12 protein-coding genes are annotated in these 19,169 nt (G+C 69.2%); 2 read left to right on the forward strand and 10 right to left on the reverse strand.

Annotated features, from left to right (window positions below):
- Positions 1–152 precede the first annotated feature (152 nt).
- The 3 genes from E0H26_RS01820 to araB form a co-directional block, all read right to left on the reverse strand.
- Entirely contained in the window at positions 153–1,157 is a 1,005-nt protein-coding gene (locus E0H26_RS01820; RefSeq protein WP_240741961.1) for an ABC transporter substrate-binding protein, read from the reverse strand.
- 126 nt (positions 1,158–1,283) lie between these two features.
- The gene (locus E0H26_RS01825) at positions 1,284–1,958 is read right to left on the reverse strand and encodes an L-ribulose-5-phosphate 4-epimerase (protein WP_131300049.1); all 675 of its coding nucleotides are present in this window, start codon (positions 1,956–1,958) and stop codon (positions 1,284–1,286) included.
- On the reverse strand, positions 1,955–3,640 hold the full coding sequence (gene araB / locus E0H26_RS01830; protein ID WP_131300051.1) for a ribulokinase: 1,686 nt from the start codon (positions 3,638–3,640) through the stop codon (positions 1,955–1,957). The genes E0H26_RS01825 and araB overlap by 4 nt, the downstream gene beginning before the upstream one ends.
- Before the next feature lie 851 nt (positions 3,641–4,491).
- On the opposite strand from araB, the gene E0H26_RS01835 reads away from it, so the two are divergent.
- Positions 4,492–6,141: a glycoside hydrolase family 27 protein gene (locus E0H26_RS01835; RefSeq protein WP_131300053.1), complete on the forward strand. Its 1,650-nt coding sequence runs from the start codon at positions 4,492–4,494 to the stop codon at positions 6,139–6,141.
- A 174-nt stretch (positions 6,142–6,315) separates the two neighbouring features.
- Here the strand turns inward: E0H26_RS01835 and E0H26_RS01840 are convergent, their stop codons facing one another.
- From E0H26_RS01840 to chvE, 4 genes are all read right to left on the reverse strand, one after another.
- Positions 6,316–7,503 (reverse strand): ROK family transcriptional regulator, encoded by a 1,188-nt coding sequence (locus E0H26_RS01840; RefSeq protein ID WP_131300055.1) that lies wholly within the window; start codon positions 7,501–7,503, stop codon positions 6,316–6,318.
- A gap of 120 nt (positions 7,504–7,623) precedes the next feature.
- Positions 7,624–8,874, reverse strand: coding sequence for a multiple monosaccharide ABC transporter permease (gene mmsB, locus E0H26_RS01845; protein ID WP_131300057.1), 1,251 nt, complete (start codon positions 8,872–8,874; stop codon positions 7,624–7,626).
- Positions 8,871–10,409 carry a multiple monosaccharide ABC transporter ATP-binding protein gene (gene mmsA, locus E0H26_RS01850; RefSeq protein WP_131300059.1) on the reverse strand — a complete coding sequence of 513 codons (1,539 nt, stop codon included), beginning with the start codon at positions 10,407–10,409 and terminating at the stop codon, positions 8,871–8,873. Before mmsA ends, mmsB begins: the two co-directional genes overlap by 4 nt.
- Positions 10,410–10,514: 105 nt before the next feature.
- Positions 10,515–11,645 (reverse strand): multiple monosaccharide ABC transporter substrate-binding protein, encoded by a 1,131-nt coding sequence (gene chvE / locus E0H26_RS01855; protein WP_131300061.1) that lies wholly within the window; start codon positions 11,643–11,645, stop codon positions 10,515–10,517.
- A 589-nt stretch (positions 11,646–12,234) separates the two neighbouring features.
- Between chvE and E0H26_RS01860 the strand changes: the two genes are divergently transcribed.
- Positions 12,235–13,536: a hypothetical protein gene (locus E0H26_RS01860; RefSeq protein ID WP_131300063.1), complete on the forward strand. Its 1,302-nt coding sequence runs from the start codon at positions 12,235–12,237 to the stop codon at positions 13,534–13,536.
- Between the two features lie 117 nt (positions 13,537–13,653).
- Here E0H26_RS01860 and E0H26_RS01865 read toward each other — a convergent pair whose 3' ends face one another.
- The 3 genes from E0H26_RS01865 to E0H26_RS01875 form a co-directional block, all read right to left on the reverse strand.
- Positions 13,654–16,653 carry a glycoside hydrolase family 95 protein gene (locus E0H26_RS01865; protein ID WP_131300065.1) on the reverse strand — a complete coding sequence of 1,000 codons (3,000 nt, stop codon included), beginning with the start codon at positions 16,651–16,653 and terminating at the stop codon, positions 13,654–13,656.
- Positions 16,654–16,998: 345 nt separating this feature from the next.
- Positions 16,999–17,475, reverse strand: a complete 477-nt coding sequence (locus tag E0H26_RS01870) for a hypothetical protein (RefSeq protein WP_131300068.1) — start codon at positions 17,473–17,475, stop codon at positions 16,999–17,001.
- Positions 17,476–17,594: 119 nt separating this feature from the next.
- Positions 17,595–18,977 carry an RICIN domain-containing protein gene (locus E0H26_RS01875; protein WP_131300070.1) on the reverse strand — a complete coding sequence of 461 codons (1,383 nt, stop codon included), beginning with the start codon at positions 18,975–18,977 and terminating at the stop codon, positions 17,595–17,597.
- Between the last annotated feature and the right edge of the window lie 192 nt (positions 18,978–19,169).

Consider the following 19,169-nt stretch of genomic DNA (forward strand, 5'->3'; position numbering starts at 1 on the left):
CGGGGGGCTACGGCGTTCCCGCGCCGTCCGCCCGACCGACCTGTCGGTCGACCGGGCGGACGTGGCACCGGACTGTCGGGCCGCCCAGTCCGTGGGGGAAGTGGGCGACGCGGCGGGGCCGCCACGTTCAGTGTGGCGACCCCGGGCGTCGATCAGTACTTGCGGTTGGGCAGGGCCGTCTTGGCCTGCTCCTGGGTGAAGGTGGTCTCCTCGGTCTCGATCCGCGGCGGCACCTCTTCGCCCGCGTGCACCTTCTTGGCCAGGTCCATCAGCTGAGGACCGAGCAGCGGGCTGCACTCCGCGATGAAGTTGAACTTGCCGTCGGCCAGGGCCTGCATGCCGTCCTTGACCGCGTCGATGGTGATGATGGTGATGTCCTTGCCGGGCACCTTGCCCGCCGCGGTGATCGCCTCAAGGGCGCCGAGACCCATGTCGTCGTTGTGCGCGAAGAGCACGTCGATCTTCGGGTGGGCCTTGAGGAACTGCTCCATGACCTGCTTGCCGCCGGCACGGGTGAAGTCACCCGACTGGGAGGCGATGACCTTCAGCTTGGGGTCGGCGGCGATCGCCTCGCCGAAGCCCTTCTTCCGGTCGTTGGCCGGGGCCGAACCGGTGGTGCCCTGAAGCTCGACGATGTTGACGTCGCCGGTCGCGTCCTTGGAGTTCTCGACCAGCCACTCCCCCGACAGCCGGCCTTCCTTGACGAAGTCCGAGCCGAGGAAGGTCTTGTACAGCGACTTGTCGGCCGAGTCCACGGCGCGGTCGGTCAGGATGACCGGGATCCCGGCGTCCTTGGCCTCCTTGAGCACCGTGTCCCAACCCGACTCCACCACCGGCGAGAAGGCGATCACGTCGACCTTCTGCTGGATGTAGTTGCGGATGGCCTTGATCTGGTTCTCCTGCTTCTGCTGGGCATCGTCGAACTTCAGGTCGATGCCGGCTTCGGCAGCCGCTTCCTTGATGGAGTTGGTGTTGGCCGTCCGCCAGCCGCTTTCCGCGCCGACCTGGGAGAAGCCCAGGACGATCTTGTCGTCACCGCCGCCGCCTCCGGCTCCGGTGTCGCTGTTGCCGCAGGCGGCCACGCTGCCGGCAAGCAGTACGGCGGCGAGCGCCGCGACGGCGCGCCGAGGCGCGAGGGACATTCTCATGTTTCTCATCGGATCTCCTCGGGTGTGCGGGTCCGCGTCGCCCACCGGGGCGGGCGACGCGGGGTACTGGTGGTGTGGATCCTGTGCAGGGTGGTGCGAATCTGGTCGTGGGCCGATGGTGAGCCCGCGACCCGGCTAGGTGGTCGCCGGAGGCGACGGACGTTGGCCGTAGACGTTCTGGTAGCGGTCGTAGAGGGCGTCGATGTCGGCCTGCGCCATCGGCACCGGTTGCCCGAGCGCACGCGCCAGGTGCGCGGTCCGGGCGACGTCCTCGCACATCACCGCGGCCTTGACCGCGGACCGGGCGGAGCGCCCGATGGTGAAGACGCCGTGGTTGCGCATCAGCACCGCCGGCGAACGGTGCCCGGTGAGGGTGCTGACGATCCCCTTGCCGATGTCGTCGCCGCCGATCAGCGCGAACGGGCCCACCGGGATCTCCCCGCCGAACTCGTCGGCCTGCGCGGTCAGCCAGCAGGGAATCGACTCGCCGCGGGCCGCCCAGGCGGTCGCGTACGTGCTGTGGGTGTGCACCACCCCGCCCACCTCGGGCATGGCGCGGTAGACGTAGGCGTGCGCGGCGGTGTCACTCGACGGGGACAACTCGCCCTCGACGGGTACGCCATCGAGGTCGCAGAGCACCATGTTGTCCGCCGCGAGGTCGTCGTAGTCGACGCCGCTGGGCTTGATGATCATGAGGTCCCGGCCGGGCACCCGCGCGGAGACGTTCCCCGCCGTCCAGGCCACCAGACCGTAGCGGGTCAGTTCGCCGTGCAGCCGAGCGACGGTCTCACGCAAATCACGCTCGATCATGCGACCACCTCCAGCGCGTTCTCGTTCGTCGCCGCGGTCGACTCCGCAGCCGCGTTCCGGATCGCCCGCAGGCGCAGCATCACGTCGTTGGCGCCGCGACCGAAGTGGTCGTGCAGCGTCCGGTACTCGGCGTAGAGGGCGTCGTACGCGCGTACCCGGTCGGGATCCGGCCGGTAGACCGCCGCGCTCACCCGACCCATCGCCTCCGACGCCTCGTGGATCGAGGGGTACGCGCCGGCGGCCACCGCGGCGTGGATGGCCGAGCCGAGCGCCGGCCCCTGCGCGGAGCCGATGATGCCCAGCGGCCGGTTCGTGACGTCGGCGTAGATCTGCATCAACAGCTTGTTCGAGGTGAGGCCACCGGCGATCACCAGATCGTCGACCGTCACCCCGGCCGCGACGAACGCCTCGATGATCATCCGGGTGCCGTACGCGGTCGCCTCCAGCAACGCCCGGTAGATGTCCTCCGGGCGGGTGGCCAGCGTCAGGCCGACGATCATCCCGCTGAGATCGTGGTTGACCAGCAGCGACCGGTTGCCGTTCCACCAGTCCAGCGCGACCAGACCGTGGGCGCCGACCGGCTGGGCGGCGGCCAGTTCGGTGAGCCGCTCGTGCGAGGCGAACTCCGCCGGGGCGGCGTGCTCGACGAACCAGCCGAAGATGTCGCCGACACCGCTCTGGCCGGCCTCGTAGCCCCAGGCGCCAGCGCTGATGCCGCCGTCGACGACCCCGCACATCCCGGCGACCTCCGCCGGGTGTGCGCCGTTGACCACGTGGCAGGTGGAGGTGCCCATGATGGCCACCAGTCGGCCCGGGGCGAGCGCCTGCGCCGAGGCGGCGGTGACGTGTGCGTCGACGTTGCCGACGGCCACCGCGATCCCCTGCGGCAGGCCGGTCCACGCGGCGGCCTGGGCGGTCAGCTCGCCGGCCTTGCCACCCAACGGCATCAGCGGACCGTCGAGTTTGGCCACGAAGTCACCGAAGTCGGGGTTGAGCGCGGTCAGGTAGTCCGCCGAGGGGTACCTGCCGTCCTGCAGGATGCCCTTGTAACCGGCCGTGCAGACGTTGCGGGTCTCGACACCGCACAACTGCCAGACGATCCAGTCGGCGGCCTCGACGAAGCGCTCGGCCCGCCGGTAGACCTCCGGGTCCTCCTCCAGCAGTTGCAGACCCTTGGCGAACTGCCACTCGGCGGAGATCTTGCCGCCGTAGCGGCCGATCCACGGCTCACCGCGCTCGTGGGCCAGTGCGTTGATCCGGTCGGCGTGCGGCTGGGCGGCGTGGTGCTTCCAGAGCTTGACCCAGGAGTGCGGGCGCTGGCGCAGTTCCGGCACCTCGCACAGTGGCGTGCCGTCGGCGAGCGTCGGCAGGACGGTGCAGGCGGTGAAGTCGACGCCGATGCCGACCACGTCGTTCGGATCCACTCCGGCGGCCGTCACCGCCGCCGGCACGGCGTACCGCAGTACGTCGCGGTAGTCCTGCGGGTCCTGCAACGCCCAGTCCGGTGGCAGGGGCGTACCGCCGTCGGGCAGGGCGGAACTGATCACGGCGTTGCGGTACTCGTGTACCGCCGTCCCCAGTTCGGCCCCGTCGCGTACGCGGACCACCAGGGCCCGCCCGGACAGGGTCCCGTAGTCGACTCCGACGACATACCGGTCGCCGACTTCGTCCACACCGCTCATGCTCACCTCCGGCCGATGACGGACCTCAGTGTTAACGCTCACATCCGGTGCCGTCAAGACACCTGCCGGCAACAGCTCCGTAACGGAGTACGGCGACCGGCCCGGCCGCTCGCCAGCGGCGGGTGCGCTCGACGGATGGTCCGCGCCACGGGGCTCTCCGCCCCGCCCTCCGGTGCGATCACCGACCCGCCTCCACCGCTCGGGTGAGCCGGGTCGGGGGGGTGTCGGCCGGCCACGCCGCGGCCTCGTGGCCACCGGGCCGCCACCGACGACCGAACCAGCCGGACCGACCCGGTCAGCCACCGCGGCGACGGGCGCCGGGCGTCGGCGCCCGGGCTCTCCGCCGCCACCGGGACCGGCTCACCGGAACAACATGAGCGTTAACAACTGACCACCTGCCGAAATGATCGGCTCGGTTCGTCGGACGGGCCCGACGCGGCGGGACCGGACGTCGATCAGCCTCATCTGAATCGTTCCCACATGCGGCTTTGACGGCGACCCGCAGCTAATCGCATCGCCGAGGAGACCGGGAGCCAATCCGGCATTGATCGACGATGATTTACAGAATTGGATGTCAGCGATAACATCCCTGACATCGGAGCGCCCCACGTCCGGGTGAACTGCCACCGCCACCGCCACCAGCCCCGCGCCCGGCGCGACGACAGTGACGGCCGACGCGATCCGCGGACAGACCGGGGCCGAACGGCGTCCCCGCCACGGTCGGCGGCACTCCGTCCACCTCACCGCGAGCAGACCACACCTGCCCGCGCCCGCTCAACGAACCCCACCTGGGCTATCTGACAAACCGCGGTCAGTCATCGGTGACTGCCCTGTGACCCGAGGAGGATCGAATGCGCGCACGACCACGATGGTTGGCCGTCCTGAGCGTCCTGGTGTTGACGCTCACCACAGTCGTCGTCGACGGACTCCACTCGCCAAAACCCGCACAGGCGCTCAACAACGGTGTGGCCCGCACCCCGCCGATGGGCTGGAACACCTGGAACACTTTCGGCTGCAACATCAACGAGACGCTGATCCGGCAGATGGCCGACGCGATCGTCAACAACGGAATGCGCGACCTCGGCTACAAGTACGTCGTCGTCGACGACTGCTGGTTCAACCCCAACCGCGACGCCCAGGGCAACCTCCAGGCCGATCCGGGACGCTTCCCCAGCGGCATGAAGGCCCTCGGCGACTACCTGCACGCCCGGGGCCTGCTCTTCGGCCTCTACCAGGTGCCCCGGGAGAAGACCTGCGCCCAGTACTTCGGTGCCTGGCCCGGCTCCACCGGCAGCCTCGGCCACGAGTACCAGGACGCCCGGCAGTTCGCCGCCTGGGGCGTCGACTTCCTCAAGTACGACTGGTGCTCGCCCTGGGGCACCATCAACGACCAGATCGCCGGGTTCTCCCTGATGCGGGACGCCCTGGCGGCCACCGGTCGGCCCATCGTCTACAGCATCAACCCGAACAGCATCCACGAGAAGACCGGCCCCCAGCGCAACTGGGGCGACATCGCCAACATGTGGCGGACCACCGAGGACATCACCAACGCGTGGAACACCGGCCAGACCAACGGCTACCCGATGGGCATCCAGAACATCGTCAACGTCACCGTGCCGCTGGCCCCGTACGCCTCGCCGGGATCCTTCAACGACCAGGACATGCTCGTGGTCGGCAACGGCGGCATGAACGACACCGAGATGCGCAGCCACTTCGCCCTCTGGGCCATCATGGCGTCGCCGCTGATCGCCGGTAACGACCTGCGCAACGCCAGCACGGCAACCCTGAACATCCTGCGTAACCAGAACCTCATCGCGATCAACCAGGACTCGCTGGCGCTCCAGGCCGTGCAGGTGTCCAACGACGGCACCCGGCGGGTGCTGGCCAAGCGGCTGGCCAACGGCGACGTCGCCGTCGCCCTGTTCAACCAGAGCAACGCCACCACCACCGTGTCCACCACGGCGGCGGCAATCGGCAAGTCCGGCAGCTCGTTCACGCTCCGCGACGCCTGGACCAACGGCACCTCGACCACCACCGGCGCCATCTCCGCCAGCGTGCCGGCGCACGGCACCGTGGTGTACCGGGTCAGTGGCGGCGGCACCACCAACCCGCCGACGCCGACCACCTTCCGGCTGCGCAGCGAGTCGTCCGGCCGGTGCCTCGACGTCAACAACAGCGGCACCGCCAACGGCACCGCGACCCTGATCTGGGACTGCCACAGCAACAGCAACCAGAGCTTCACCCAGAGCGGTCAGGCGCTCCAGGTGCTCGGTAAGTGCCTGAACATCTCGACGAGCGCCACCGCCGGTACGCCGGTGCAGATCTGGGACTGCAACGGCGGCACCAACCAGCAGTGGACCTTCAACAGCAACGGCACCATCAGCAGCGTCCGCTTCCCGAACCTCTGCCTCGACGTCAACAACAACGGCACCGTCAACGGCACCACCGTCCTCGTCTGGACCTGCCACACCGCCGCCAACCAACGCTGGTCCCGCGCCTAACCCCCACCCCCACCCCCACTCCCCCACCCACCCCACCCCTACCCCCACCCCACCCACCCGCCGATCTTGCACTTCTGGTCGCCGGAATGCCGGATTCGCGGCTTTCGTCGGGTCAGAAAGTGCAAGATCGGCGGCGTGGTGGGGGCGGGGGCGGGGGTGGGGGTGGGGGTGGGGTTAGGGGGGTGGGGTGGGGTGGAGGGGGTTGGTCAGGAGGGGGGTGAAGGCCAGTTCGGCGGCGCCGATCAAGGTGGCGTCGTCGGCGAGGGCGGCGGTGCGCAGGCGTACGTGTTCTCGGGCGACCGGCAACACGTTGCGGGCGATCCGAGCCCGGACCTGGGCTGCCGCGCCGGGATACAGGTCGCACAGCATCCCGCCGAAGACCACCATGCCGGGGTTGAACAGATTGATCAGGTTCGCGACGCCGATGCCGAGCCAGTCGCCGACGCGGCGTAGCGCCTCGCGGGCGGCCGGATCTCCCCGGTCGGCGTCGTCGGCCACCGCCCGGATGGCGTCGCGGCCGAACAACTCGGCGGGCCGGCCGGCGGCGTCGAGCAGGGCCCGCTCGCCGACCTCGGCCTCCAGGCACCCCGACGAACCACAGCCGCAGGGCCGACCGTCGTACGGGTTGACCACCATGTGCCCCAGTTCGCAGCCGTAGCCGCCGTCACCGCCGAGCAGCCGACCACCGACGATGATCCCTCCGCCGACACCGACATCCCCGTGCAGGTAGATGAGGTTCTGGAAGCCGATGCCCGCGCCACGCTGCTGTTCGGCCTGCGCGCCCAGATGCGCCTCGTTACCCACCGCCACCGGCAGCCCGAGCCCGAGACGGCGGCCCAGTTCGGCGCCGAACGCCTGGTCCACCCAGCCCAGGTCCGGGCCGAAGCGCACCATCCCGTCGCCGGGGCGGATCATCCCGCAGTACGACGCCCCCACACCCACGCAGGTCGCCTGCGGCGGCGCGGCGCGATGCAACTGACGACCGAAGCGGGCCAGGATCTCGACCACCCGCGGCAGGTCGGGCCCGGCGCGGGGGCGTGCCGCCTCGCGGCGGTCCAGGACGACGCCACCCAGCCCGACCCTGGCGGCGACCAACCGGTCCACGGCGACGTCGAAGGCCAGTACGTAGCACCGGTCGGATGCGGGCCGGACCAGCAGCGACGGCCGACCGGCGCGGCCGGTGTCCGACGGGGTTTCCTCCTGCACCAGGCCGACCCGGGCCAGCTCGGTGGTGAGCGCCCTGATGGTGCTGCGGTTGAGTCCCATCCTCGCGGCCAGTTCGGCACGGGACACCGCGCCGCCCAGGTGCACGTGGCGCAGCAGGGTGCCGGCGTTACGCCGACGGATCTCCTCCTGGATCAATCGGATCCTCCGGCATCGGCGCTGATGCGGACTTGTCGACGCGAGGCAGTGTGGTCACGACGGGCCGCGACGTCAAGACAGACGTGGGCCGACCGTCGCCGGCCGACCCACGCCGATGCGTCAGCGCGCCGCGCCGGCGCGCCGCTTGTTGTAGACGTCGAAGGCCACGGCGACGAGCAGCACCAGCCCCTTCACCACCGACTGCATCGACTGGTCCACGCCCATCAGCTGCATGCCGTTGCTCATCACCGCCATGATGAGGCCACCCACCATGGCTCCCACCACGGTGCCCACGCCGCCGGTGACGGCCGCGCCGCCGATGAAGGCCGCGGCGATCGCGTCCAGCTCGAACATGTTGCCGGCGGCCGGCTGGGCGCCGTTGGACCGCGAGGAGAAGATGATGCCGGCCACCGCGGACAGGAAGCCCATGTTGACGAAGATCCAGAAATTGACGGTACGGACCTTCACACCCGACAGCATCGCCGCCGAGAGGTTGCCACCGATCGCGTAGACCTGCCGGCCGAACACGGTACGCCGGGTGAGCAGACCGTAGACCAGCACCAGCGCGGCCAGGATGATCAGCACGATCGGCAGACCCCGGGCGTTGGCCAACTGCCAGGCGAACCACATGACCACCGCGCCGACCAGGGCCATCCGCGCGACGAACAGCGCGAACGACTCCACGGGCTGCTGGTAGCGGATCCGCGCCACCCGGGTACGGAAGCCGCTGACCACGTAGCCGGCCACCGCGATGCCACCGATGAGCAGGGTGAAGGCGTCGTAGCCGTCACCGCCGATCAGTCCGTTGAGGAAGCCCGCCGCGATCTGGTTGTACTCGGTCGGGAACGGCGACAGCGAGATGTTGTCGAGCACCCGCAGGGTGAGGCCACGGAAGAGCAGCATGCCGGCCAGGGTCACGATGAACGCGGGGATGCCGACGTACGCCACCCAGAAGCCGTGCCACGCCCCGACCGCGAGTCCGACGGCCACCGCCGCGATCACGCCGACCCACCAGGGTTGCCCCTGCCGGATGACGACCACGGCGGAGACCGCACCGGTGAGCGCCACCACCGAGCCGACCGACAGGTCGATGTGCCCGCCGATGATCACGATGACCATGCCGATGGCGAGCACGAGGATGTACGAGTACTGCAGGACGATGTTGGTGATGTTGCCCGGGCTCAGCGAGAGTCCGTCGGTGAGGAACGCGAAGAGCGCGACGATGACGACGAGCGCCACGAAGATGCCGCTCTGCCGCAGGTTGTTCATGATCAGCGTACGTGGATCACTGGTGCCGACGTGCAGCGCGGCGGCGGGAGCACTCTCGGCCGGCGCACCCTTGGCGGCCGAGGAGGGCTTGGTGCTGGTCATCTGACGGGTTCCTTGTCCTTCGCCATGAGTTCCATGAGCCTCTCCTGGGTTGCCTCGGCGACCGGCAGCACGCCGGTGATCCGGCCTCCCGAGAGGGTGTAGATGCGATCGCACATGCCGAGCAACTCCGGCAACTCGGAGGAGATCATGACGACCGCCTTACCGTCGGCGACCAGCCGGTTGATGATCGTGTAGATCTCGAACTTCGCCCCGACGTCGATGCCGCGGGTCGGCTCGTCCAGGATCAGCACGTCCGGGTCGGTGAACAGCCACTTCGACAGGACGACCTTCTGCTGGTTGCCGCCGGACAGCTTGCCCACCACGGACATCACGCTCGGCGCCTTGATGTTCATGTCGCGCCGGCTCGTTTCGGCGACCCGGGTCTCCTCGTTGTCGTGCACCCAGCCGAAGCGGGCCAGCTTACGCAGCCCGGCGGAGGAGACGTTGCGGCGGATGTCCTCGATGAGGTTCAGCCCGAAGCGCTTGCGGTCCTCGGTCGCGTACGCGATCCCGTTGCTGATCGCCTCGGCCACCGAACGCGCCTTGATCTCCCTGCCGTGCATGTACAGCCGACCGGAGATGTCGCGGCCGTACGAGCGCCCGAAGACGCTCATCGCCAGTTCGGTGCGTCCGGCGCCCATCAACCCGGCGATGCCGACCACCTCGCCGGCGCGTACGTCGAGCGTGGCCCCGTCGACGACCAGGCGATCCTGGGTGGGATGCCGCACCGTCCAGTCCTCGATGCGCAGTACCTCCGCGCCGGGTACGGAAACCCGGTCGGGGTAGAAGCTGTCCAGGTCGCGGCCGACCATGCCACGGATGATCCGCTCCTGGGTCACCTCGCCCGAGCCCATCTCCAGCCGCTCCACCGTCCGGCCGTCGCGCAACACGGTGGTCGAGTCGGCGATCGAGGTGATCTCGTTGAGCTTGTGCGAGATCATGATGCAGGTGATGCCCTGGTCACGCAGCCGTCGCATCAGGTCGAGCAGGTGCGCCGAGTCGATGTCGTTGAGCGCGGCCGTCGGCTCGTCCAGGATCAGCAGTTTGACCTCTTTGGACAGCGCCTTGGCGATCTCCACCAACTGCTGCTTGCCCACGCCGAGCTGCACGACGGGGGTCACCGGATTCTCGTGCAGTCCGACCGAGGCGAGCAGTTTCGCCGCGTCGGCGTTGGTGCGGTTCCAGTCGATCAGACCGCCCCGGCCACGGCGCTCGTTGCCGAGGAAGATGTTCTCGGCGATGGACAGGTACGGCACCAGGGCGAGTTCCTGGTGGATGATGACGATGCCGTGGGACTCGCTGTCGCGGATGCCGCGGAAGTCCACCGGCTTGCCGTCGAAGAGGATCTCGCCCTCGTAGCTGCCGGAGGGGTAGACCCCCGACAGCACCTTCATCAGGGTGGACTTGCCGGCACCGTTCTCGCCGCAGATGGCGTGGATCTCGCCACGCCGTACGGCGAGCGTGACGTCCTGGAGCGCCGCCACCCCCGGGAAGGTCTTGGTGATGCGACGCATCTCAAGGATGTTGTCGTCCATGATCACCGTCCTGCGGTCTAGATCGTGGTGAGAAAGCAGAGTAGTCAATGCGAGAGAAATCCGGGCTCGGCGGCGGGCACCACCGCCGAGCCCGGCGAGTCACCGTCAGCCCTTGGCCTGGCCGGAGGCGACCTCTTCGGCGGTGAAGTAGCCCGAGTCGATCAGGACGGGCTTGATGTCGTCCTTGAACACGGTCTGCACCGGCAGCAGGTACGACGGGACGACCTTGACCCCGTTGTTGTAGGTCTCGGTGTCGTTGGCCTCCGGCGACTTGTCCTGGAGGAACGACTCACCGGCGACCACGGCCTGCTCGGCCAGCAGTCGGGTGTCCTTGAAGATGGTGGAGCTCTGCACCCCGTCGTTGATCAGCTTGACCGAGGCGATCTCGGCGTCCTGCCCGGTCACCACCGGCATGTCGCCGCGGTAGCCGGCGTTCTGCAGGGCGGTGATGATGCCCCGCGACAGACCGTCGTACGGCGAGAGCACGCCGGCGACCTTGCCACCGTCGTTGTAGCTCGACGTCAGCAGGTCCTCCATCCGCTTCTGCGCGGCCTCCTGCTGCCAGCGCAGGATCGCCACCTGCTCGATCTTGGTCTGCCCGGACTTCACCTTGAGCGTGCCGTCGTCGACGAACGGCTTGAGGGTGTCCATCGCGCCGTTGAAGAAGAAGTGGGCGTTGTTGTCGTCGAGCGAGCCGGCGAACAGCTCGATGTTGAACGGCCCGCTCGCGTTGCCCTTCGAGCCGTCCTTGTTCTGTACGCCGAGGCCGACCAGCAACGCGGTCGCCTGCGCCACACCGACCTTGTAGTTGTCGAAGCTGACGTAGAAGTCGACGTTCGGGCTGTCCCGGATGAGCCGGTCGTAGGCGATGACCGGAATCTTGGCGTCGGCCGCCGCCTGCAACTGCCCGCTCAGCGCCGTGCCGTCGATCGCCGCGATGATCAGCACGTCCGCACCACGGGTGATCATCTGGTCGACCTGCTGCGACTGGGTGGGGATGTCGTCGCCGGCGTACTGCAGGTCCACCTTGTAGCCCTTGGCCTCCAGCTTCTCCTTGACGGAGTTGCCGTCGGCGATCCACCGCTCGGAGGTCTGGGTGGGCATCGAGACGCCGATGGTCAGATCGCCGGGCTTGTCGCTGTCGTTACCGCCACTGCCGGCACCCTCGCCGCTACAGGCCGCCATGCTCAGCGCCAGGACGGCGCTACCGAGAACGGCCAGGATTCTTCTGCTCACTGGCTTCCCCAATCTGAATTCGCGCCGTCAGACGGCTGCCGGGTCGCACTTGGAGGCCAAGTGTTAGCGCTCACATTCGCCAGGTCAACACCTGTTTCGAAATCCAGCGGTCACGGTCTCGTAACGTTCCCACCGCTCGTCCGATCGGCCAGGTTGCCGCAGGTCAGAGCGGTGTAGCGGGAACGGGACCGGCGCCCGTGGCGACCACATCCGGAGGCTCTCATCGACACAGGATGATACCCCCGGGACGGCACCCGACACAGAGCGCATCGCGTCGACCGCAACCGGCAACGCGCGTCCGGAGAGCGGACGCGCGCCACGGGCATCCGCACCATCACGGCGCCCCGGCACCGACGGATCGGCATCGCCACGGGCGCCCGGCCCGACCCATCGACCGATCCGCGTCCGGTCGGTATGAACCCGGCGTTTCCGGCCCGTTGCCGAATTGGTCTTGACACCGGACGCACCCCGGGCAGATGCTCTGCTAAATCAGTTTAGCGACTGTCTCCCTGGACACCACCCCCACCACTGCCACGGACGCGCGTGACCCCGGGAAGACGGGCCAGTCGCGTCCCACGAAGGAGGATCGATGAGACTGCGCAGGACGCTGATCGCCAGCGCCGCGGCGCTGGCGCTCGGCCTGTCCGGCACGGCCTATGCCGCGGCCAGCGACCGGGGCGGTGCCGGCGGCATCACCAGCATCACCCCCATCACCACCGTCTACACCTACGGTCAGAAGGTGTCGGCCGTGGCCGTCGAGTACCCGACGACGGTCAACCCGCGCACCCTGGACAACTCGACCTTCTCGGTGTCCGACACGAAGTACAACTTCCGCTTCAACCCGATCGACGACCTGCCCAAGCTGGCCGAGCGGAAGGTCACCCACACCTACACCAACAGCGCGCCGACCACCCGATCCGACCGCCGGTCGGCACCGGGCCGGTACGTCATCGTCGAGTTGGACCCGGACGAGAACCTCGGCTGGACGGTCATCCTCTCCAAGTGCCCGACCTTCCTCTGCCACGTCAAGGTGAACGAGGACCTGCCGACCCAGGTGGTACAGCGCAAGGACGTCCACGCGCAGCCGGGCAACGGCCAGGGCAAGGGCCCGGTGCTGGCCAAGGCGGCGCCGAAGACCTCGCACCGGGTCACCGAGAAGGCCGTCAACCTGCTCGTCGACGACTTCGAGTACGGCTCGTACCTCAGCGGTGGCATGGTGCTGCCGTACCACTACCACCTGCCGAAGAACTACCAGCCCGGTAAGAAGTACCCGCTGATGGTGGTCCTGCCCGGTCACGGGATGGGCTGGGACGGCGACAACCTGGGCGTACAGATCGCCGCCGACATTCCGGCGACGGCCTGGCTCCAGTCGAGCTGGACCGGCAGCACCGAGGATGTCATCGTGCTGGCTCCGCAGAACCAGCGGGTGGGCCTGCCCGCCGAGGGTGACCTGCTGATCAGGCTGGTCGAGCAGTTCGTCAAGGACTACTCGGTGGACACCGGCCGGGTGTACGCCACCACCGTCTCGTACGGCTCGCGTCTGCTGTGGGAGGCGTTCGCCAAGCGTCCGGACCTGTTCACCGCCGGCCTGGTCACCGGTGGCTTCCAGGTCAGCGCCAGCCAGGCGACGGCCATCGCCGCCGGCGAGGTGCCGCTCTGGATCACCCACGGCGTCAACGACCACCTGCTCAACATCTCGCTGGCGCGCAATTCCCAGGCCGCGTTGCGGTCGGCGTACGAGGCACGGGGCAAGTCGCCCGAGCAGATCGCCGAGCTGCTGCGCTACACGGAGTACGGCAACGAGGCGTTCTCGCTGCCCGACTACCACGCGGCCTACGGCCCGACGTACGAGGACAGCAGCATCCTGCAGTGGCTGCTGGCTCAGCGGTGACGAACCGGGTGACCGGAGTGTCCTGACACGGCTCGCCGGCCGCACCAGGTGGTGCGGCCGGCGAGCCCGGGGGTACCGGGCCCGCGCACCAGCGCGGGCCCGTTCGCGTGTCTGGCGTCAGGCCCCGATCGCGATGGCGAAGATGTGCATGGTCGGTACGCCGGCGGCGGGCCGCGCGCTGATGTTGGGCAGTTCGATCCGGGCGACCGCCTTGTTCTGCAACGCCACCCCGACGTAGTAGACGCAGGCAGCAGTGTTCTGCCGCTGGTTGCCGGGCCGGTTCTGGTACGCCATCACGATGGCGGCGGTGGCACCGGCGTGCGGTCCGCCGTACCAGTCGGGGGTGCTCAGGGTGAAGCTCTGCCGGGTGCCGTCGGCGTAGACCACGGTGGCGGTGCCCGAGACGGCACCGTACGTGCCGGTCGCGAGGAAACCGAGGGTGCGTCCGGTGCCGGTCACGCTGATCGACTGTCCGGAGGCGATGGCGTTGTCGGCACCACCCGGGGCGACGTTGGGCCAGCGGAAGTTCACCCCGTTGCGACTCACCGTACTGCCCGGGGTGACCCCGGCCTGGGCCAGGGCCTGGGCGGAGAGGGTGGCCCCGTTGCCGTCGAAGTTCCCGGCGCCGGTGTTGGTGTCGTTGGTGGTGCTGACGTTGGTGAAGCTCCGCTCCAAGGTGGGTGGGGTGGGAACGGTGCCGGAGCCGGTGGCCCGGTAGGTGCGCCCGGCCGCGACGGTGACCTCGATGAGGTCGGACTCGATCCGGGTGGTCCGGGCCGCCGAGCCGTCGGCGGTGTCGACCACGGTGAAGGTGCCGGTGAACATCCGGCCCCGCAGGCGCACCGTGCCGGCCCGGTCCGGCCGGACGAGGATCTCGCTGGCCTGGCCGTTGCTCCAGGTGATGCCGACGGTGTGCCCGCCCCGGCCCCGCAGGCCGCTGACCCGTCCGCTGGGCCAGGCCGTCGGCAGTGCCGGTAGCAGGTGCAGTTCGTTGGCGTGGCTTTGTAGCAGCATTTCGGCGATGCCGGCGGTGGCGCCGAAGTTGCCGTCGATCTGGAACGGTGGGTGCAGGTCGAACATGTTGGGGGCGAGGCGGGCGGGGGTGGCGAGGTAGCGGATCAGGTCGTGGGCGCGGTTGCCCTCTTCCATCCGGGCCCAGAAGTTGATTTTCCAGGCCAGGGACCAGCCGGTGCCGTCGTCGCCACGGATCTCCAACGTGCGCCGGGCGGCTTCGAAGAGCAGCGGGGTGCCGCGTTTGGTGATCTGGTTGCTGGGGGCCAGGCCGTAGAGGTGGGAGATGTGCCGGTGGGTGCGTTCGGTTTCCACCCAGTCGTACAGCCACTCCATGATGTTGCCGCGCGAGCCGATCCGGGTCGGGGCGAGCCGGTCCCGGGTGGCTCTTACCTGGGCGCGGAAGGTGGCATCGACGTTGAGCAGCTCACTGGCCCGCGCGCAGCCGTCGAAGAGATCCCGCAGGATCTGGTTGTCCATCGTGGGGCCGGCGCAGACGCTGGCGTTGGCGTGGTGGCCGATCTCCGGCGAGTTGGAGGGGTTGGTGACCAGGTAGCCGAGATTGGGTTCGGTGACGAGGGTGTCGAGGAAGAACTGGGCGGCGCCCTTCATCGCGGGGTAGTTGGCCCGGAGGAATTCGAGGTCGCCGGTGAACAGGTAGTGGTCCCAGATCATGGTGGCCAGCCAGGCGCCGCCGGTCTGCCACATGCCCCAGAACGCGCCGTCGACCACGGAGGTGGCCCGCCAGGCGTCGGTGTTGTGGTGGGTGACCCAGCCGCCGGCGCCGTACTGCACCTGGGCGGTGCGGGCCCCGGCGACCGAAAGGTCTCTGATCATGTCGAAGACCGGCGCGTGGCACTCCGACAGGTTCGTGGTGTTGGCCGGCCAGTAGTTCATCGGCAGGTTGGCGTTGATGGTGTACTTCGAGTCCCAGGCCGGGGTCAGCGAGTCGTTCCAGATGCCCTGGAGGTTCGCCGGCTGGGTACCGGGCCGGGAGGACGCGATCAGCAGGTACCGGCCGAACTGGAACAACAGCGCGGAGAACTGCGGATCGTTGACCGTGTTGTGCTGCGCGATGCGGACGTCGGTGGGCTGGTCCGCGGCGGAGGTACGCCCCAGGTCGAGACTCACCCGGTTGAACAGGGTCTGGTAGTCGGCCACGTGCCGGGCGCGCAGCTGGTCGTAGCTGCTGGCCCGGGCCGCGGTGAGATGCCGGCGCGCGATGCCCTGGTAGTCGCCACCGACGTTGCGGTAGTTGACGTAGCTGGAGCCGATCGAGATCAGCAGGGTCACGCTGTTGGCGCCGGTGACCCGCAACGTGCCGCCGGAACTGGTCACGGTGCCGCCGCTCACGGTGGCGTGCGCCAGGGCGAGGAACCGGACGGCGCCGGTGACGCCCTCCTGGTTGCCGGAGACGCCGTCCAGGGCGATCGTGGACCCGTCCGGGCTGGACACCGTGGTGCGCTGCGGGCTGTCGAAGGTGGCGGTGAAGGTGATCGAGCCGGTCCGGTCGGCGGTCAGCCGCATCGCGATGATCTGGTCCGGCGCGCTGGCGAACACCTCCCGCTGGTGGCGCACCCCGTTCACCACGTACGAGCAGGAGGTGGTCGCGGTGGTCAGGTCCAGTTGCCGCTCGTACTGGGAGGCGCTGCCCGAGGGGAAGGCCAACCGAAGGTTGCCGACGGTCTGGTAGGCCAACTGCCCGCCCGGGTTGCCGATCATGTTCTGGTTGATCAGATCCTGGGCCTGGGTCCACTGGTTGGCGAAGACCAGCCGCCGGATCTCCGCGAGCGCGCCCAGTCCTCTGGGGTTGCTCGGGTCGTGCGGTCCGCCAGCCCAGACGGTGTCCTCGTTGAGCTGTAGTCGTTCGGTGTCGGTGTTGCCGAACACCATGGCGCCGAGTCGGCCGTTGCCGATCGGTAGTGCACGGAGCCAGTCGGTGCCGGCGGCCCGGTCGTACCAGAGCGCCAGGTCGCCGGCCGCCAGCACCTGTGGTGGTGCCACCGAGTCGGCTCGGGCGATCGCGGTCCACGGCAGCGGCAGCAGGGCGCCACCGGCACCCGCCGCGCCGATCTTGAGGGCCTGCCGTCGGGTCAGGTCTGACATCGATCCTCCAACCGGTGACCGATCTCGGCCACCCGAAGCGCGGGAACTATGAAGAGCCAATTTCTGAATCAGCCCGTCGGAGCCAGCCGCGGCCGCAATGCGTCAGGTCGCCGGTAGCCTGCGAAACAGGCAGACATCTGATGTGTTTCGCGAATGTTACTCCCGCTCGACTCGATGGGCAATGGTCGATACCTGCCGGTCACAGGGCCAACAAATTACCTGGAAGTCGCGGGTTTCCGGGCAGCCGGAGGCGGTCCGCCGGGGCGCGCGGAGGCGCCGACAGACCGGTGACCATCGGGGCTAGACATCAGATGTGAACGGATGCCTCCCGGGCGTCAAGGCTGATCAGTCGTCGCCTCCCGGCCTGGCCGCGACAGCGCGACCGGGATGGTGTGTCGGTCCGATTTGGGCCAGCCGGTCGAGGGCGGCGGCGCGGAGTACGGCCGGTTCGTCCACGGCCAGCCGGCGTACGTGCTCGGCGATCAGCTCGGGTATCCGGTAGCGAGTGCCGCGCTGGACGATCAGGTCGCGCTGGCTCAGCTCAGCCAGGGCACGTCGGGCGTGCACGAGGGTCAGGTTGCCCAGCGCCGCGGCGGCGCGCACGTCGAAGTCCGGGCCCGGGTGCAGGCCGAGATACCGCAACAGCCGCCGCGTACCGGCGGGCAGATCGCGGTACGAGAGGTCGAAGGCGGCGGCCACGGCCACCTCTTCCCTACTCGGTTCGAGGTACTGACGGCGCGTACGATCGGCCTGCTCGGCAGGGTCGACGATGGTGCGCCTGGACGCGTGTGCCGCGTACCTCATCCGGCCGGTCAGCCGCATGGATCCCCCTTCTAGCGGCGGGAATCCGGGGGTGGCCTCCGGATTCCCGAAGCCACCCCCGGCCCTTGCCGGTCAGCCGAGTGCCGAATGGCGCCGATGTGCACCGACGCCGGTCAGGTTCAGATCGCGGTGATGGTCCACTGCAGGTTCGGGCTGCCGTCCGGCGCCCACAGCTTGACCCGCGAGCCGACGGTGGTGTCGCCGCCGGAGTCCAGCGCCGTGCCGGTGCCCCGGTTGATCACCTGGTACCGGCCATTGCCCAGGTCGGTCAATCGCCACTGTTGGTTCACGTGGCCGTTCCACGGCGCCTGCACCGCGGTCGCTCCGTTGCTGGCGTCGCCCCAGCTGTCGGCCACCATCCCGTTGGTGCGGTTGACCAGCCGGTAGAAGCCGCCGCCGGAGTCGACGAGCTGCCACTGCAGGTTCGAGTTCCCGTTGTAGCTCCACTGCTTCAACATCGACTGGGTCGGCACGGATCCGCCGCTGTCCAGGGACAGGCCGGTGGCGACGTTGGTGATCCTCGCCCAGCCGGTGGGGATGCCGCCGTTGCCCGGCGGCGGAGTGGTGCCACCGAACTGGGTGAAGAAGTTCCACGTCTCGCCGGGCAGCCAGGTCCGCGAGCCGCTGTCGCCCGGCGCGCCGTCCTGCGGCGCGGCGATGTGACCGCCGTCGAAGGCGGCCCAGACCACCGGGTAGCCGGCCCGGCAGCCGGAGTAGGTGGTGGTGCGGTGGGTGAGGCTGCCCTGCGCCGGCTCCGGCGGATTCTGGGCGGTGCAGCCGTTGTTGCGGACGAACCGGTCTCGCAGCGCCCGCCCGGAGGTGATGTTGTCGCTGATGCCGTGGGCACCGAAGTACGCGATCGGCTGGCTGCCGCCGCTGCATCCGCTGAGTTCCCGTGGGGCGCCGTAGACGGCGACCGCCCGGAAGACGTTCGCCCGGGCACAGGCCAGTGCGTAGCTCATCGCGCCGCCGTAGCTGAACCCGACCGCGAAGCGCTGGGTCGTCTCCACGCAGAGGGCCTGCTCGATCACCCGCAGCATGTCGTCGACGAAGGTGACGTCCTCGCCGCCGGCGTTGGCCCAGCCGTTGCCGAGGCCCTGCGGCGCGACGAAGATCGCGCTGTTGTTCGCCAGCCGCTGGAGCCCGTAGTACGACCACACGTCCCGTTGCACGGTCTGGCCGGTGTCCACGTCGACGGCGGTGCCGCCCCACCAGTGGAACCCGAACACCAGCCGGTACGGATTGTTGTTGTTGTAGTTTCCGGGCAGCCGGAGGATGAAGCTGCGGCTCTTGCCGTTGCTCTGGATGGTGTGGGTGCCGCTGTTCAGGCCCGGAGCCCGGCCGCAGCCGGCGGTCGCGGCCAAGGTGCCCACGTCAGCGGTCACGGTGGCCGCGCCGGTGGTCGGTGCGGCGGCGGCCGGAGCCGGCTGCAGCGCCGCGCCGGCCAGGGTCAGTGCGAGCAGGACGGCCACCGGTCGGTAGAGGGATCTACGCGTCAACATCTCGCGGCTCCCCTCGCTTCGAGGCCGGGTCGGTACGTTCGCAGGCGCATGAGGATCTCCTTTCGCGTCTGACGACGCGGGGACGGTGCCAGGCACCGTCGGTGATGGTGTGGACGGCAGCGCCCGAGGACGCTGCCCGGTGCATGCGCTCGATCGGGGTGGGCGTCGCAAGCCGGGCTCGCCCGGCGGGAC

The organism is Micromonospora zingiberis (genome assembly GCF_004331455.1).
Lineage (GTDB): Bacteria > Actinomycetota > Actinomycetes > Mycobacteriales > Micromonosporaceae > Micromonospora > Micromonospora zingiberis.

Coding starts and splice junctions, on each gene's coding strand:
- mmsB (WP_131300057.1), bottom strand. CDS start 8,874: ATGACCAGCACCAAGCCCTCCTCGGCCGCCAAGGGTGCGCCGGCCGAG.
- E0H26_RS01825 (WP_131300049.1), bottom strand. CDS start 1,958: ATGATCGAGCGTGATTTGCGTGAGACCGTCGCTCGGCTGCACGGCGAA.
- E0H26_RS01820 (WP_240741961.1), bottom strand. CDS start 1,157: ATGAGAAACATGAGAATGTCCCTCGCGCCTCGGCGCGCCGTCGCGGCG.
- E0H26_RS01835 (WP_131300053.1), top strand. CDS start 4,492: ATGCGCGCACGACCACGATGGTTGGCCGTCCTGAGCGTCCTGGTGTTG.
- mmsA (WP_131300059.1), bottom strand. CDS start 10,409: ATGGACGACAACATCCTTGAGATGCGTCGCATCACCAAGACCTTCCCG.
- E0H26_RS01875 (WP_131300070.1), bottom strand. CDS start 18,977: ATGTTGACGCGTAGATCCCTCTACCGACCGGTGGCCGTCCTGCTCGCA.
- E0H26_RS01860 (WP_131300063.1), top strand. CDS start 12,235: ATGAGACTGCGCAGGACGCTGATCGCCAGCGCCGCGGCGCTGGCGCTC.
- E0H26_RS01865 (WP_131300065.1), bottom strand. CDS start 16,653: ATGTCAGACCTGACCCGACGGCAGGCCCTCAAGATCGGCGCGGCGGGT.
- E0H26_RS01870 (WP_131300068.1), bottom strand. CDS start 17,475: ATGCGGCTGACCGGCCGGATGAGGTACGCGGCACACGCGTCCAGGCGC.
- araB (WP_131300051.1), bottom strand. CDS start 3,640: ATGAGCGGTGTGGACGAAGTCGGCGACCGGTATGTCGTCGGAGTCGAC.